The 14722-nt window shown below is 59.8% G+C and carries 10 protein-coding genes and 1 riboswitch; of the genes, 2 read left to right on the forward strand and 8 right to left on the reverse strand.

Going from position 1 to position 14722, the window contains the following annotated elements; translation table 11 throughout:
- Positions 1–13: 13 nt before the first annotated feature.
- The 4 genes from J0X03_RS01875 to J0X03_RS01890 all read right to left on the reverse strand — a co-directional run bounded on the left by J0X03_RS01875 (position 14) and on the right by J0X03_RS01890 (position 6669).
- A complete protein-coding gene (locus J0X03_RS01875; RefSeq protein ID WP_033644387.1) occupies positions 14–1693 on the reverse strand; it encodes a ShlB/FhaC/HecB family hemolysin secretion/activation protein in 1680 nt (559 codons plus the stop codon).
- A 384-nt stretch (positions 1694–2077) separates the two neighbouring features.
- Positions 2078–2995, reverse strand: coding sequence for a ketopantoate/pantoate/pantothenate transporter PanS (panS, locus tag J0X03_RS01880; RefSeq protein ID WP_033644388.1), 918 nt, complete (start codon positions 2993–2995; stop codon positions 2078–2080).
- Positions 2996–3137: 142 nt separating this feature from the next.
- On the reverse strand, positions 3138–4505 hold the full coding sequence (gene lysC, locus J0X03_RS01885; protein ID WP_042785471.1) for a lysine-sensitive aspartokinase 3: 1368 nt from the start codon (positions 4503–4505) through the stop codon (positions 3138–3140).
- Between the two features lie 108 nt (positions 4506–4613).
- A riboswitch (Lysine riboswitch) is annotated at positions 4614–4808 on the reverse strand.
- A 52-nt stretch (positions 4809–4860) separates the two neighbouring features.
- A complete protein-coding gene (locus tag J0X03_RS01890) occupies positions 4861–6669 on the reverse strand; it encodes a cation:proton antiporter (protein ID WP_160204660.1) in 1809 nt (602 codons plus the stop codon).
- A 229-nt stretch (positions 6670–6898) separates the two neighbouring features.
- Between J0X03_RS01890 and pgi the strand changes: the two genes are divergently transcribed.
- Entirely contained in the window at positions 6899–8545 is a 1647-nt protein-coding gene (gene pgi, locus J0X03_RS01895; protein ID WP_160204659.1) for a glucose-6-phosphate isomerase, read from the forward strand.
- Positions 8546–8606: 61 nt separating this feature from the next.
- On the opposite strand, the gene J0X03_RS01900 is transcribed toward pgi, so the two are convergent.
- Positions 8607–10043 (reverse strand): capsule assembly Wzi family protein, encoded by a 1437-nt coding sequence (locus J0X03_RS01900; protein WP_033644394.1) that lies wholly within the window; start codon positions 10041–10043, stop codon positions 8607–8609.
- Between the two features lie 225 nt (positions 10044–10268).
- Between J0X03_RS01900 and psiE the strand changes: the two genes are divergently transcribed.
- Positions 10269–10676, forward strand: a complete 408-nt coding sequence (gene psiE, locus J0X03_RS01905) for a phosphate-starvation-inducible protein PsiE (RefSeq protein WP_015379238.1) — start codon at positions 10269–10271, stop codon at positions 10674–10676.
- An 85-nt stretch (positions 10677–10761) separates the two neighbouring features.
- Here psiE and malG read toward each other — a convergent pair whose 3' ends face one another.
- The 3 genes from malG to malE are packed head-to-tail and all read right to left on the reverse strand — an operon-like array spanning position 10762 to position 14492.
- The gene (gene malG / locus J0X03_RS01910) at positions 10762–11652 is read right to left on the reverse strand and encodes a maltose ABC transporter permease MalG (RefSeq protein WP_046687898.1); all 891 of its coding nucleotides are present in this window, start codon (positions 11650–11652) and stop codon (positions 10762–10764) included.
- 11 nt (positions 11653–11663) lie between these two features.
- The gene (gene malF, locus J0X03_RS01915; protein WP_046687897.1) at positions 11664–13241 is read right to left on the reverse strand and encodes a maltose ABC transporter permease MalF; all 1578 of its coding nucleotides are present in this window, start codon (positions 13239–13241) and stop codon (positions 11664–11666) included.
- Between the two features lie 57 nt (positions 13242–13298).
- Positions 13299–14492 carry a maltose/maltodextrin ABC transporter substrate-binding protein MalE gene (malE, locus tag J0X03_RS01920; protein ID WP_160204658.1) on the reverse strand — a complete coding sequence of 398 codons (1194 nt, stop codon included), beginning with the start codon at positions 14490–14492 and terminating at the stop codon, positions 13299–13301.
- Positions 14493–14722: the final 230 nt, after the last annotated feature.

Here is a 14722-nt window from a genome sequence, read left to right on the forward strand (position 1 = left end):
GCAAAACTGCTGATTAAAAGGTGTAAGAAAAGCGCGCCAGCACCTGAACGGGATCTTCAGGCGTGGCGTGGTTCGACAAAATCCAGCCGCGGCTGACCTCCAGATCGACCAGCGCCTGCCGGTAGCGTAACGTGGCGCCGCTGCTCACCCCGGCGCTGCTGCGCCAGCCCGAGTTGTCCTGACGCGGCAGAATGCGGCCGACGTCGGCGCCAAGGCGCGGCGTCAGCGTGGCGGCACCTAAATTGAAGCTGCGCGACAGCGTGTTCTGCAGATACCAGCCGTTGTCGCCGGACTGGGTGCTGCGGCTGAAGCCGCGCACGGCGCTGCGATCGGTGAGGCTAAGCCACTCCACGCCGGGCAGCGGGTCGCGGCTGTATTGGCCGTAGAACAGGTTGTTGAGCTGATAGGTGGCGTCACCCAGCTTGAGGCGCTGGCTCAGGTTGGCGAACAGCTTGCCCTTGGTGAATTGACTGTCGAGGTGTACCGAACTCGGGTGGCGATCGGCGCCCAGCCAGGGCAGGCCCTGCTCGACGCTGAGGTTGGCGCTGAATACCCCATGGGGCAGAATTTGCAGGTGGCTGGCGCTCAGCTCGGCCAGGGTCAGCGTTGGGCTGCTGACCTCAAGACGCACGCTTTCGAAGTAGTTGTCTATGCGCTTGTAGGTCAACTGGCCGCTCAGGCTGTCTATCTGATCGTGGTCGCGATAAAACACGTAGTCGCTGCGCAGCCCGTACTGTTGAGTCTGACCGTGCAGTTTGACCACGTTGTGCGGCAGCTGCTGGTGGTTCTCATAGGACGAGAAGCTGGCGAACCCGCTGAAGGTGAACGCGCCGTACGGCAGCGAATAGAGCAGGGTGTAGGCGCGATTGTAGCGGTGAGCCGGGTTTTCCAAGGTGCTGTTGGCGTTCAGGCTGACGAAGTCCGACAGGCCGAACGGGCTGTCCAGCGTGGCGGTGGCGCGCGCCAGCCACTGGCCGGTGCTTTTCTGGCCGTAATTATCCGTGCCGGCGGTAATCAGCCAGGGCTTGGCGTGCTGATTGCGCAAACGAATGACCGAACCGCCAACCTGGCGGCCGGGTAATATATCCAGCTTGGTGGTATTCGATTGCAAACGATTGGCCTGATCCAATCCTTGATCGAGTTCGGTTAATTTCAGCGGCTTGCCTTCCAACCCAGGAAATAATAATCGGCTGTTGACCCAGCGATCGCCGCCTTCTATTTTCTCGATAAATCCTTCGGTCACGCTCAGCCCCAATTCCCCCTGCGAATTAGGGCGAACAATTTGCACGCGCGCGGTGATATAGCCTTTTTGCACATAAAGGCGCGTTAATTCGCGGGTCAGGCGATTGATATCGTTGCTGCTGATGCAGTTTTCCGGCAGCGCGCTCAGGGCCGACAAATCGGCCGGCGAGAGCAGGGTAATGCCTTGCAGGTAAACGCCGGCGATCGGCAGGCACTGCGCGGATTGCGGCAGGGCGGGCGCGGCCGGTTCCGGCTCCGCCAGCAGGCGCTGTTGCTTCAGTTGCTGATAGCGGCGCTGTTCAATCAGCTGGTTGACTTCACGCGTGCTGTCTTGCAGCGCGCGGCGTGATTCCCCCATCGACATATCCCGCATCATGTGGGCATCCGGCAGGGTTTCAGCGGAAAGGGCCGTGCTGACCAGCAGCATCAAGGCGGTGATTTTTTTTATCATTGTAATCCATTATGAGAGGCTGCCGGGGCAGCCAGCCCAATCCATGAGGTTAACCACGGGCGACCGACGGCCGGCCCGAAATAATGAGCGACATGCACATTGCGAGATATCTTGATTTGCCGCAGCAAATAAGACGGTGGGTATAGATCTAAATAATAATTAGGCTGCTTCTTTTATGGCGGGCAACCCTGGTGACTTAATTAATTAAAAAAGTGGAGCATCTCTTCCTCTTGCCAACATTATCGGCATGGATAGGAAGAATCTGAATTTTTATTTTTCACGGATGATAGGGGATGAGGGGAATTATGACAATCCGACCAGTGGGAAATACGAAATTTCGCAGAGAAGAACGGGGACGCAATTGTTTGCGTCCCCGCAGGTGGTTTATTTTTTCTTGATGGGGCGGCCGGACCAATAACCCGCCAGCAGCGAACCGGAGAGGTTGTGCCAGACCGAGAACAGCGCGCCCGGCAGCGCGGCCAGCGGCGAGAAGTAGATTTTGCCCAGCGTGGCCGCCAGCCCGGAGTTCTGCATGCCGACTTCAATCGCCAGCGTGCGGCAGGTGGATTCGTCGAAGCCGAACAGCTTGCCGCCCCAGTAGCCGCTCAACAGACCGATGCCGTTGTGCAGGATCACCGCGACGATCACCACCAGGCCGACCGAGGCGATGTGGCTTTGGCTGCCCGCCACCACCGCGCTGATGATCGCCAGGATGCACACCATCGACAGCGCCGGCAGCAGCGGTTCAATGCGCTTCACCGTTTGGGTCAGGGTATGGTGGACGATCAGGCCCAGGCCGATCGGGATCACCACGATCTGCAGGATGCTGAGCAGCATGCCCATGATATCGACGCTGATTTCGGCATCGACGTACAGGCGGGTCAACAGCGGCGTGGCGAACACCCCCACCAGCGTCGAAACTGCCGAGATGGTCACCGACAGCGCCACGTCCCCCTTGGCCAGGTAGATCATCACGTTGGACGCGGTGCCGCTGGCCACGCTGCCCACCAGCACCATGCCGGCGGACAGATCCGGCGGCATGCGGAACAGCATCGCCAGGATCCAGGCCGCCAGCGGCATGATCAGATAATGCAGGAAGATGCCTGCCGCCACCGGGCCGGGGCGCGCCAGCACGCGTTTGAAGTCGTCGAGCCGCAGCGTAACGCCCATGGCGAACATGATCAGCATCAGCAGCGGGCTGACGTAGGGGCCGATGCCGGTAAAGGTGCTCGGCGTGTAATAGGCGGCGACGGACAGCAGTATCGCCCAGAGGGGGAATAAGCGCGTGAGTATTGCCAGCATGCAGGTTTTCCTTAGCCAGATTGAGAACGGTGGGGGTGGTTGTGTTTTTTGCGGGTTCAACAAGCTGAACCCCTGCCGGTTTTGAACGGATTTTTTAGACGCAGGGGCGCAGCATGCTGCGCCCGCAATCAGGGATAATGACTTATTCGAACAGGTTGTGGTGCAGGGTGCGCACCACCTGCTCGGCTTCTTCGCCCGGCACCAGGAAGCACAGGTTATAGCTGCTGGCGCCGTAGCAGATCAGGCGGATGTTGAACGGATCGAGCACGCCGAACACCTCTTTGCCCACGCCGCAGGCCCGCGACAGCTGGTTGCCGATGATCGCCACCAGCGCCAGGTTTTCTTCCACTTCCACCCGGCACAGCGACGACAGCTCGGTCAACAGCGAGGTGGTCAGCAGGCTGCCGCCGACGGAGGTGGCGCCGGTGGTGTCCATGGTCAGCGCGATGCTGACTTCCGAGGTGGTGATCAGATCGACGGAGATATTGTGGCGCGCCAGAATGTTGAACACCTCGGCCAGGAAGCCGCGCGCGTGCAACATGTTCAGGCTGTGCAGCGTCAGCAGCGTTTGCTTGCGGCGCAGCGCCAGCGCGCGGAACAGCGGCGGGTTTTCGGTGGTGTTGCACACCAGCGTGCCGCCGGCCGCCGGATCCTTGCTGGAGCCGACGAACACCGGAATATCGCTGCGCACTGCCGGCAGCAGGGTGGCCGGATGCAGCACTTTGGCGCCGAAGGTGGCCATTTCCGCCGCCTCTTCGAAACCGATTTTATCGATGCGCTTGGCTGCCGGCACCACGCGCGGATCGGTGGTGTAGATGCCCGGCACGTCGGTCCAGATATCCACCCGGCCGACGCCGAGCGCCTCGCCGAGCAGCGCGGCGGTATAGTCGCTGCCGCCGCGGCCGAGCGTGGTGGTGCGGCCTTTCGGTTCGCTGCCGATAAAGCCCTGGGTGACCACCAGCGCCTCTTGCAGACGCGGCCGCAACTGCGCCTGCGCCAGTTCGCTGAGCGCGGCGCTGTCCGGCACGGCGCGGCCGAAGTGATCGTCGGTGCGCATCACTTTACGCACGTCGAACCATTCGGCCTGCACGTTGCGGGCGCGCAGGATTTCAACGAACAGCAGGGTGGACATCAGCTCCCCATGGCTGACCAGCTCGTCGGTCAACGCCGTCGAGGTGGCCAGCGACGCGGCCTCCGACAGCATGGCGATGTTTTCCAGCAGGCGGTCTATCTCGTCGCGGATCACCGCAGGTGCCGCGAGGCGATCGAGGATGGCGTACTGGATGCGACGAATTTCATCAAGCTGGTAGTTGCGCTTCTCGGCCTCGCAACCTTCGGCCAGGGCGACCAGCAGGTTGGTGACGCCCGCCGAGGCGGACAACACCACCAGGCGGACCTGCGGGTTGGCCAGCACGACGTCGGCGCTGCGGTTCATGGCTTCAAAGTCGGCGACGCTGGTGCCGCCGAACTTGGCTACCACGGTGGAATTCTGGGGTACTGCTTGGTTCATGTAGAAACCTCGTGTCAGGGATGCCCGTTTGGGGGCACTGTAATTCCATAGCCTTGGCACAAGGGGAGAGCGGTAAACAGGGGGCAGGCGTAGAGGTCAGGCTACGATACACCCAGAAGCGCCCCACCTTGTCGATCGCCCTGCGGGCGATCCCCTGGTGACAACCCAGGGGATTCAGCCCCTGTAGTCGATACGATAATGGCCGGCCATTACCCTACCTCGGCGTCGCTCCCCCTCGGGTGCCGTCAACGGAGAAACGGCTCCTCTGACACTCTACCTGGGCGACGCGCCTCTTCTGGCTTGCGCACCGGGTGCGCAAGTAGGCTGTTAGGAATAGCCGGTTATCGTCATTATGTCAACGTACAGACGGTGAGGGATTTTCATCTTGCACCAGCGCGATAAGCGTACAGGGCATCGCAGGCGTGGAACCGGCGCCAATCGGTTGCAGAGAACCGTCTTCCTTTTGGCTGAATAACGGGATAACGCCCTGATGTTTTTCCAAATACTCCAACCAACCGAAATTTTCGTTCAATTTGGTCGCTTTGATGGTGGCCCCCCTGGCGAGCAGGCTGCTCAGACGGCCGTAGGTGGCTTCCTGATTAAATAAAATTTCGTGCCGGCGGAAACGCGAACTTTCTGCGCTGCCGCCGCGCCCTTTCAACGGCGCCCCCGAACGAATGGCGAACACGTGATCCTCGCCGAAGAGGTGGCCGAAGTGATAGACGGCCAGCGCGTTTTGGTGACGATTGGGCGACAGCGCCAGCACCTGGGCGATATTGCTCAGATCGAGATAGTTCTCGGCGTGTTCGGAGTAGGCGTGGCCATAGTAGGCCGGAATGCCGTCCATGCGCGCCTGACGGTAGTATTCCCAGCTGCTGTCGGTGACGATCACCGGCACGTTCAGCTTGATCAGCGCCTGCGCCAGCATGCGCGCCACGCTGTTGGCGCCGACGATCAGCACGCCGCGCGGTTTCTGCTGCTGCACCCGCAGCCAGCGCGCCATCATGCCGCTGGTCAGGCTTTGCAACACCACGGTGCCGATGATGATGGCGAACACCACGGTCACCAGCCGGTCGGCGCCCTGATAGCCGCTGCGCTGCAGCGTCAGCGCGAACAGCGAGCTGACCGCCGCGGCGACGATGCCGCGCGGGGCGATCCAGCACAGCAGCAGCCGATCGCGCCAGTGCAGGGAAGAGCGCCAGGTCGACACCGCGATGCACAGCGGCCGGGCGATGAACTGCACCGCCAGCAGCAGCAGCAGCAGCGGCCAGCCCATGTTCCACAGCGCCTGGATGTCGAGCCGCGCCGCCAGAATGATGAACAGCGCCGAGATCAGGATCGCCGACAGCTCCTCTTTGAACGCCAGAATATCGCTGGTATCCACGTCGCGCATGTTGGCCAGCCAGATGCCCATGACCGTGACGGTCAGCAAACCGGATTCGTCGGCGATGGCGTTGGAAACGCCGAAGGCGGTCAGCATGATCGCCAGCACCGCCAGGTTCTGCAGGTAGCGCGGCAGCCAGACGCGGCGCAGCGCCAGGCCGAGCAGGTAGCCGAACAGCGCGCCGGCGATCAGGCCGACGGCGGCGGTCACGCCCAGCGTCCAAAACAGGTGGGTATAGGATTCCGCATTCTGCTTCAGCACGATGAACTCGAACACCAGCAGGGTGAAGATGGCGCCGACCGGATCGATGACGATCCCTTCCCAGCGCAGCACCTGGTTGATATTGGCGTTCGGCCGCACGACGCGCATCAGCGGGGCGATCACCGTCGGCCCGGTCACCACCGTCACCGCGCCGATCAACGCCGCCAGCTCCGGCGGGAAATCCAGCAGCCACCAGCTGGCGAGGCTGATGACCAGAAAGGTGACCAGCATGCCGACGGTGACCAGATTGCGCACCACGCCGCCAAGGCCGCGAATTTCCTCGAAACGCAGCGTCAGCGCCCCTTCGAACAGGATGATCGCCACCGACAGCGACACCAGCGGAAACAGCAGATCGCCAAACAGCAGATCCGGCTGCACCAGATGCACCGTCGGGCCGAGCACGATGCCGAACAGCAGCAGCGGCAAGATGGCCGGCAGGCGCAGCAGCCAGGCCAGCCACTGCGCCAGCAGCGACGCCAGGCCGATAAGCACCAACATGAGTGGGGCGGATAATTCCATAAGCGAGATCCCTTTCAAATGACGAAATAAGCGACGATGACACAGCCTGATGACAATTCGGCAACCCCGATAACAGGCCGTTAGCCAAAAGTATAGAGTGAAAGCTGAAACGAGGCGGCAATGCGTTGACAGTTAGCGCCTATCGCAAGAAAAGCGATCATAATCACAGTCGAACAGGCTACAATCGGACAAACGCGTCATTTTTATTCTCAAGCCTAAGAGTGTTGCTATGAAAAATATCAATCCTAGTCAAACCGCTGCTTGGCAAGCCCTGCAGCAACATTATGCACAGATTAAAGACGTACGGATCGCCGACCTGTTCGCCGAGGACAGCGATCGTTTCTCCAAGTTCTCCGCGACCTTCAACGATCAAATGTTGGTGGACTATTCCAAGAACCGCATCACGCAGGAAACCCTGGAGAAGCTGCAGGCGTTGGCGAAAGAAACCGATCTGCAAGGCGCCATCAAATCGATGTTCGCCGGTGAGAAGATCAACCGCACCGAAGATCGCGCGGTGCTGCACATTGCCCTGCGCAACCGCAGCAACAGCCCGATCCTGGTCGACGGCAAAGACGTGATGCCGGAAGTGAACGCGGTGCTGGCCAAGATCAAACAGTTCTGCGCGCGCGTCATCGGCGGCGAGTGGAAAGGTTACACCGGCAAGCCGATCACCGACGTGGTGAACATCGGCATCGGCGGTTCGGATCTCGGCCCTTACATGGTGACCGAAGCGCTGCGCCCTTATAAAAACCACCTGAACATGCACTTCGTCTCCAACGTTGACGGCACCCACATCGCCGAAACGCTGCAGCCGCTGAACCCGGAAACCACGCTGTTCCTGGTGGCGTCCAAAACCTTCACCACTCAGGAAACCATGACCAACGCCCACAGCGCGCGCGACTGGTTCCTGAGCAGCGCCGTCGATCAACAACACGTGGCCAAGCACTTCGCTGCGTTGTCCACCAACGGCAAAGCGGTGGCCGAGTTCGGCATCGATACCGACAACATGTTCGAATTCTGGGACTGGGTCGGCGGCCGTTACTCGCTGTGGTCGGCGATCGGTCTGTCGATCGCGTTGTCCATCGGTTACGACAACTTCGAGCAGCTGCTGAGCGGCGCGCACGCCATGGATAAGCACTTCGCCGAAACGCCGGCGGAGAAAAACCTGCCGGTGCTGCTGGCGCTGATCGGTATTTGGTACAACAACTTCTTCGGCGCCGAAACCGAAGCCATTCTGCCGTACGATCAGTACATGCACCGTTTTGCCGCTTACTTCCAGCAGGGCAACATGGAATCCAACGGCAAGTACGTCGATCGCAACGGCAATCCGGTGGATTACCAGACCGGCCCGATCATCTGGGGCGAGCCGGGCACCAACGGCCAGCATGCGTTCTACCAGCTGATCCACCAGGGCACCAAGCTGGTGCCGTGCGATTTCATCGCGCCGGCCATCAGCCATAACCCGCTGGGCGATCACCACGCCAAACTGCTGTCCAACTTCTTCGCCCAGACCGAAGCGCTGGCGTTCGGCAAGTCGCTGGAGACGGTGGAAGCCGAGTTCGCGGCGCAGGGTAAAACCCCTGAGCAGGTCAAACACGTGGCGCCGTTCAAAGTGTTTGAAGGCAACCGTCCGACCAACTCGATCCTGCTGCGTGAAATCACCCCGTTCAGCCTGGGCAGCCTGATTGCGCTGTATGAGCACAAGATCTTCACCCAGGGCGCAATCCTGAACATCTTCACCTTCGATCAGTGGGGCGTGGAGTTGGGCAAACAGCTGGCCAACCGCATCCTGCCGGAACTGGCGGGCAGCGAGAAAATCAGCAGCCACGACAGCTCGACCAATGCGCTGATCAACCGCTTCAAGGAATGGCGCTAATTGCCTGATCTGAGCCAATAAAAAAACCCGCCGCGGCGGGTTTTTTTACGTCTGCGAAAAGTTACAGGTTGATCGGCACTTCGAAGCTGACGCCGGCGCCCACGTCATCGGCGGTGCTGTGATCGTTGTCGGTGTACCACAGGCTGGTGTCGAACTTAACTTGAGACGGGAAGGTGTAACCCCAGCCGAGCTGAATGCCCTTCAGCGTATCGGATTTCGGGAACGCCTGGTTGATGCTTTGGCTCAGTGGGTTCACCTTGGCGTAAACCACGCGGGTGCTCCAACGCTGGCTGTCGTCCAGCACCAGCTCGACGCGGCCGGACAGCATCTGGCCGTCGCCGCCCATCGCGTGGCCCAACGGGTAACCCTGTTGGTAGTAGCCGCCTTTGTAAGTGTAGTGAGTGTACACATAGTTTTTACGGCTCATATCCGAACGGGTGTCTGACCCTTCGATATACCAGTTGATGGTGGTCGGGCCCCATTCCGGGTGGCCTTCCAGACCGAGCAGATAGGTATTTTGCGACGGCAGATAGCCCGCTTCATCTTCGCCCACCAACTGACCGTACAGGCTGACCGGCAGGCCGATCAAAGGCTGCATTTTCAGCTTGAAGTCGAAACCGGCCAGCTGGTTGCCCGGATCGTTGCCTTTACCTGAATCATCGTTATCTTTACCGGTAAAACCATCCCAGAACGAGCTCCATGACTGCGGACGGCCTTCACCACCCCACATCATGATGCGCGATGCCCCTAATTCCAGGAAGTCGGTCGGCATCATGGTGAAACGGCCACCGATCAGTTTGGTGTGCGGTACAGAACTGTACTGCGACAGCTGGCCGGCGGACAACTGGTATTGCCAGCGGCCGATCCACGACAGCCACGGGGTTTCAAACGGCGATTGGTCGGCGCGCTGCAGCATGAAGCCGGCGACCGGGCGCGCGGCATCGGAGCGGATCAGGCTGCCGTCGTAACCCGGGCCCCACCACTGGGAGACCTCGCCGAAGGAGAGCCATTGGTTCCAGATTTTCACCGCGCCGTAGGAGCCGTTCATATTGAATTTGGAGCCATCGCTGACGCGCTGGTCGCCTTCCACCGAGCCTTGCAGACGCACGTCCCAGAACTCGCCGTTGGCGCCGGCGCCGATGGTCAGGCGATCGTCGGCGTACTCGTTTTGGCCGAAGCCCTGCGGGGTGCCGGGTTTATCGGTCGAGGCGTAACCGCTGACGCGGATGTTGGCTTTCAGGGCGTCAACGCGGCGTTGCACGCGGTCGATGACGTTTTTCTCAGTATTGGTGACCGGTTTGGCCTGCGCGATAACGGAACTGATCTCTTCCTGACTCAGCGGCCAGGTGGACAGGCTGACGTTGATGACGCCGCGGTCAGACAACCAGGCGAGATCGTTACGCAGATCGTTGTCAGGGGCTACCAAGCCGGCGGCGTGACCGGACAATGCACAGGTAAACAGGCCCGCAGCGACCAGTCCGTTAAGTTTAGCGCGCATAAAGAATTCCCTTGTTAATTCGAGGTTATTGGTTTTATGTAAAGATCTCTGTGACCCATGATAGTTGACATTTCGATTTGCTACAAATCTATAAGTCAGAAACATCTTATTATAACTTTATGAATTAAATGGGGTTTAAAGTGCTTTCGCGAAGGGCGTAATTTTTAGGACAATGCCTATATTGGCAAGCTTGAATCATATAAGCGGTATTCAGAGAGAGGTTTTATGGCAAAAACGTCGCGTTCGATAATGATAGCGAAAGGGCTGCAGCGAGTGCTGAACGTGGGCCTTCTGCTGCTGGCGGCAATTCTGGTGGTGTTTCTGGTCAAGGAAACCATCCATCTGGCGAAGGTGTTATTTATCAACAGCGAAGAGTCGTCCTCTTACCTGTTGATTGAAGGCATCGTGATTTATTTTCTGTACTTTGAATTTATCGCCTTGATCGTCAAGTATTTTGAGTCGGGTTATCATTTCCCGCTGCGCTATTTTATTTATATCGGCATTACCGCGATTATTCGTTTGATTATCGTGGATCACAAAAATCCCATCGACACCCTGATCTACGCGGCGGCGATATTGGTGCTGGTGGTGACGCTCTATCTGGCCAACACCGATCGGCTGAAACGGGAGTAGCGATAAAAATGGCGGCCAAAGGCCGCCAAAGACACAGGATTGCCGCTATCGCGGAAAAACATCAAACGCACTGCAGTGGCACAAATTACCCCTTCACGCCGCCGGCCGTCAGGCCGCCCACCAACCAGCGCTGCGCCAGCAGGAACACGGCGGTAATCGGTATCGCCGACAGCACCGCGGCGGCGGCGAAATCGCCCCACAGGTAGTTCTGCGGGTTGAGATATTGCTGCATGCCCACCGCCAGCGTGTAGCTGTTTACATCGCGCAGCAGCAGCGACGCCACCGGCACCTCGGTGATGGCGGCGATAAACGACAGAATGAACACCACCGCCAGAATCGGTACCGACAGCGGCAGGAGCACCAGCCGGAACGCCTGCCACGGCGTGGCGCCGTCCAGCGCCGCCGCCTCTTCCAGCGAATTGTCGATGGTTTCGAAATAGCCCTTGATGGTCCAGACATGCAGCGCGATGCCGCCCATATAGGCGAAGATCACGCCGCCGTGGGTGTTGAGGCCGATAAACGGAATGTACTGGCCCAGGCGATCGAACAAGGCGTACAGCGCCACCAGCGACAGCACCGCTGGAAACATCTGGAAGATCAGCATGCTTTTCAGCAGCGTGCTCTTGCCGCGAAAACGCATGCGGGCGAAGGCGTAGGCGCAGGTGGTGGACAGCGTCACGATGCCGATGGCGGTGATCGCCGCGATCTTGACTGAGTTCCACAGCCACAGCAGCACCGGAAACGGCGGCGGCGTCACGCTGCCGTCGGCGTGGGTGACGCTGAAGCCGAGCGCCAGCCGCCAGTGATCCCAGGAGAGGGTTTCCGGTATCAGGCTGCCGGTGGCGAAGTTGCCGGCGCGCAGCGAGATGGCCACCACCATCAGCAGCGGGAACATGATCAGGGCGATAAAGCACAGCATCAAAATGTGGGTCATCCACAGGCGCAGGCGCTGGGATTTGGGTCGAACCATGGCCATCGTTATTCTCCCTAATCGAAGTTCATCTTGCTGGCTTTCAAATTCAGGATCGCCAGCGCGCCCACCAACAGGAAGATCAACGTGGCGATGGCGGCCGCCAGCCCGAAGTCTTGCCCGCCGCCGCCTTCGAAGGCGATGCGGTAGGTGTAGCTGACCAGCAGATCGGTATAGCCGGCCGGCGTGGTGGTGCCGATCATGTCCGGGCCGCCGTTGGTCAGCAGCTGGATCAGCACGAAGTTGTTAAAGTTGAAGGCGAAGCTGGCGATCATCAGCGGCGTCAGCGGCTTGATCAGCAGCGGGAAGGTGATGCGGAAGAAGTTTTGCCACGGGTTGGCGCCGTCCATCGCCGAGGCCTCGTACAGATCGTCCGGGATGGCCTTCAGCAGCCCCATGCACAGGATCATCATGTACGGGTAGCCGAGCCAGGTGTTGACGATCAGGATCATGCTCTTGGCGGTGAGCGGATCGCTGAACCAGGCCGGTTTGATGCCGAACAGGTGGCTGAGCATCATGTTGATCTCGCCGAAGCTCTGGTTGAACAAGCCTTTGAAGATCAGGATCGAGATGAACGACGGTACCGCATAGGGCAGGATCAGCAGCACGCGGTAGATAGCCTTGCCTTTCAGCGCCTCCCACTGCACCACGCAGGCAAGCACCATGCCGACCGCCACGGTAAGGATCACCGTCATCACCGAGAACACGAGGGTCCAGATGAAGATCGACACGAACGGTTTTTTGATGCCCTCGTCCTGCAGCACCCGCAGGAAGTTTTTCCAGCCGGTGGTGACGGTATAGCCTGGGCTCAGGGTTTCCTGCGCCCAGCCGCCGTCGGCGTTGATCGCCTGATAGAAGCCGATGTCGCCGTTCGGCCGGTAGCGCACCTGAGTCTGGTTATTGGTCAGCGTGCTGCCGTCTTTGTCCAGCGCATACAGCGGACGGGTGCCGGAGAACTGGCGCAGGGAGCTCATGCGCAATTCATCGCCGTCCGGCAGCTGCGCCACCAGTTGGCTCAGCGCCTGCCGGTTCTGGGTGATCACCCGCAGCGTGGCGGGTTCGCCCTGCGGCGCGGCGCTCTGGGCCGTCAATTTCAGGGGGAGCGGCGGCGTCGCGTCGAGGCGGAAAGGCCCGGAAATCAGCGGCTGCTCACTGTCCGGCGAGGTCAGCTGCAGGCGCCACTGCTGGTTTTCCGCCGGGTAGAGGCCGAAGGTGAACGTTTTGCCGCTTTGGAACTGACGCTGCATCAATACCGATTGCGCGCGCTCAAACGTCAGCTGGTTGGTGCTGCTGTAGTTGGTAAAGGCGATGGCGATGGTGCAGATCAGCGGGAACAGGACGAACAATCCCATGCCGGCGACGCCGGGATACACATAGCGCCAGGCGTAGGCGCGGCGGTTGGCGAAGACGTAAAGCCCGGCGCTGACCAGGATCAGCGTCAGGATGGCGAACAGGTATTCACCCTGTGCATACATCAACACAATCAGGTAGCAGGTCACCAGGCTGAACAGGCCGACCACCAGCCATTTCAGCGCGTCGCTTTGCCACCACTTCGATTTTTTACGCGCGGGCGTCCCGGCGTGAGCGAATTGCATAGGGCGTTCCTTTCTGTGAAGCAACGGCGGGGCGCCACGGCGCCCCGCACGACGACATTACTTGGTGATACGGGTCTGCACATCGTCCAACGCGGCTTTCACCGTTTGGCGGCCGCTGACGGCGTTGAGCACCGCGCTGCGTTCGGCGTACCAGAAAGCGCTCATCTGCGGAATGTTCGGCATGATCTCCCCGTTTTGCGAGTTCTGCATGGTGGCGGCGATCTTCGGATCTTTGGCCAGCGTTTCCTGGTAGGACTTCAGCGCCACCGCGCCCAGCGGTTTGTCTTTGTTGACGTCCGCCAGCCCTTCGTTGGTCAGCAGATAGTTCTCGAGGAACTCGGTCGCCAGTTCTTTATTCGGGCTGGCGGCGTTGATACCGGCGGTCAGCACGCCGACGAACGGTTTGGACGGTTTGCCTTTGAAGGTCGGTAGCAGCGTCACGCCGTAGTTGATTTTGCTCTGCTCGATGTTGTTCCAGGCCCACGGGCCGTTGATGGTTATCGCGGTCTGGCCTTTGTTGAACGCGGCTTCGGCGATCGAGTAATCGGTATCGGCGTTGATGTGTTTGTTTTTCACCAGATCGACGATGAACTGCAGGCCGGCCTGCGAACCGGCGTTGGCGACGCCGACATCCTTGATGTTGTATTTGCCGTTCTCATACTTGAAGGCATAACCGCCGTCGGCGGCGATGATAGGCCAGGTGAAGTAGGGTTCCTGCAGGTTCCACATGATGGCGCTTTTGCCGCTGGCGCGCAGCTGTTTGTCCAGCGCCGGGATCTCTTCCCAGGTCTTCGGCGGCTGTTTGACCAGGTCTTTATTGTAAATCAGCGACAGCGCTTCGACGGCGATCGGGTAGCCGATCAGCTTGCCGTCATAGCGCACGGCGTCCCAGGTGAACGGGAACAGCTTGTCCTGGAAGGCTTTGGACGGGTGGACTTCGGCCAGCAGGCCGGACTGCGCATAGCCGCCGAAGCGATCGTGGGCCCAGAGGATGATGTCTGGGCCGTCGCCGGTGGCGGCCACCTGCGGATATTTCTCTTCCAGCTTGTCGGGATGCTCGACGGTGACTTTGATGCCGGTGTCTTTTTCGAATTTCTTGCCGACTTCGGCCAGGCCGTTATAGCCCTTGTCGCCGTTGATCCAGATAACCAGTTTGCCTTCCTCTATCTTGGCGAAGGCGGAAGAAGAGAGCACCAGAGTAGCCAGTGCCGAGAGCGCCAGCGTACGGGCGAGGGTAATGCTGCGAGTCATAATCCAGTCCTTCTTTTTGTGGGCACATAAATCAAGGAGAGACGTTTCGCGATCATAGTGGGTCACAACGCGACATATTCTCATCCTCCCCCCCTCTACGCCCCTGAGATGAGGAGTGTGATCCAGTTAACGTTGCGCTCTATTCTGTGGCGTCAGGCACAAAATAGGGGGGCGATTTTTGCCGGCTTGATCACAGATTTGCCTTAAGCGCGGAACTTCTCATCGCCGCG

The organism is Serratia ureilytica (assembly GCF_017309605.1).
Classification (GTDB): Bacteria; Pseudomonadota; Gammaproteobacteria; order Enterobacterales; family Enterobacteriaceae; genus Serratia; species Serratia ureilytica.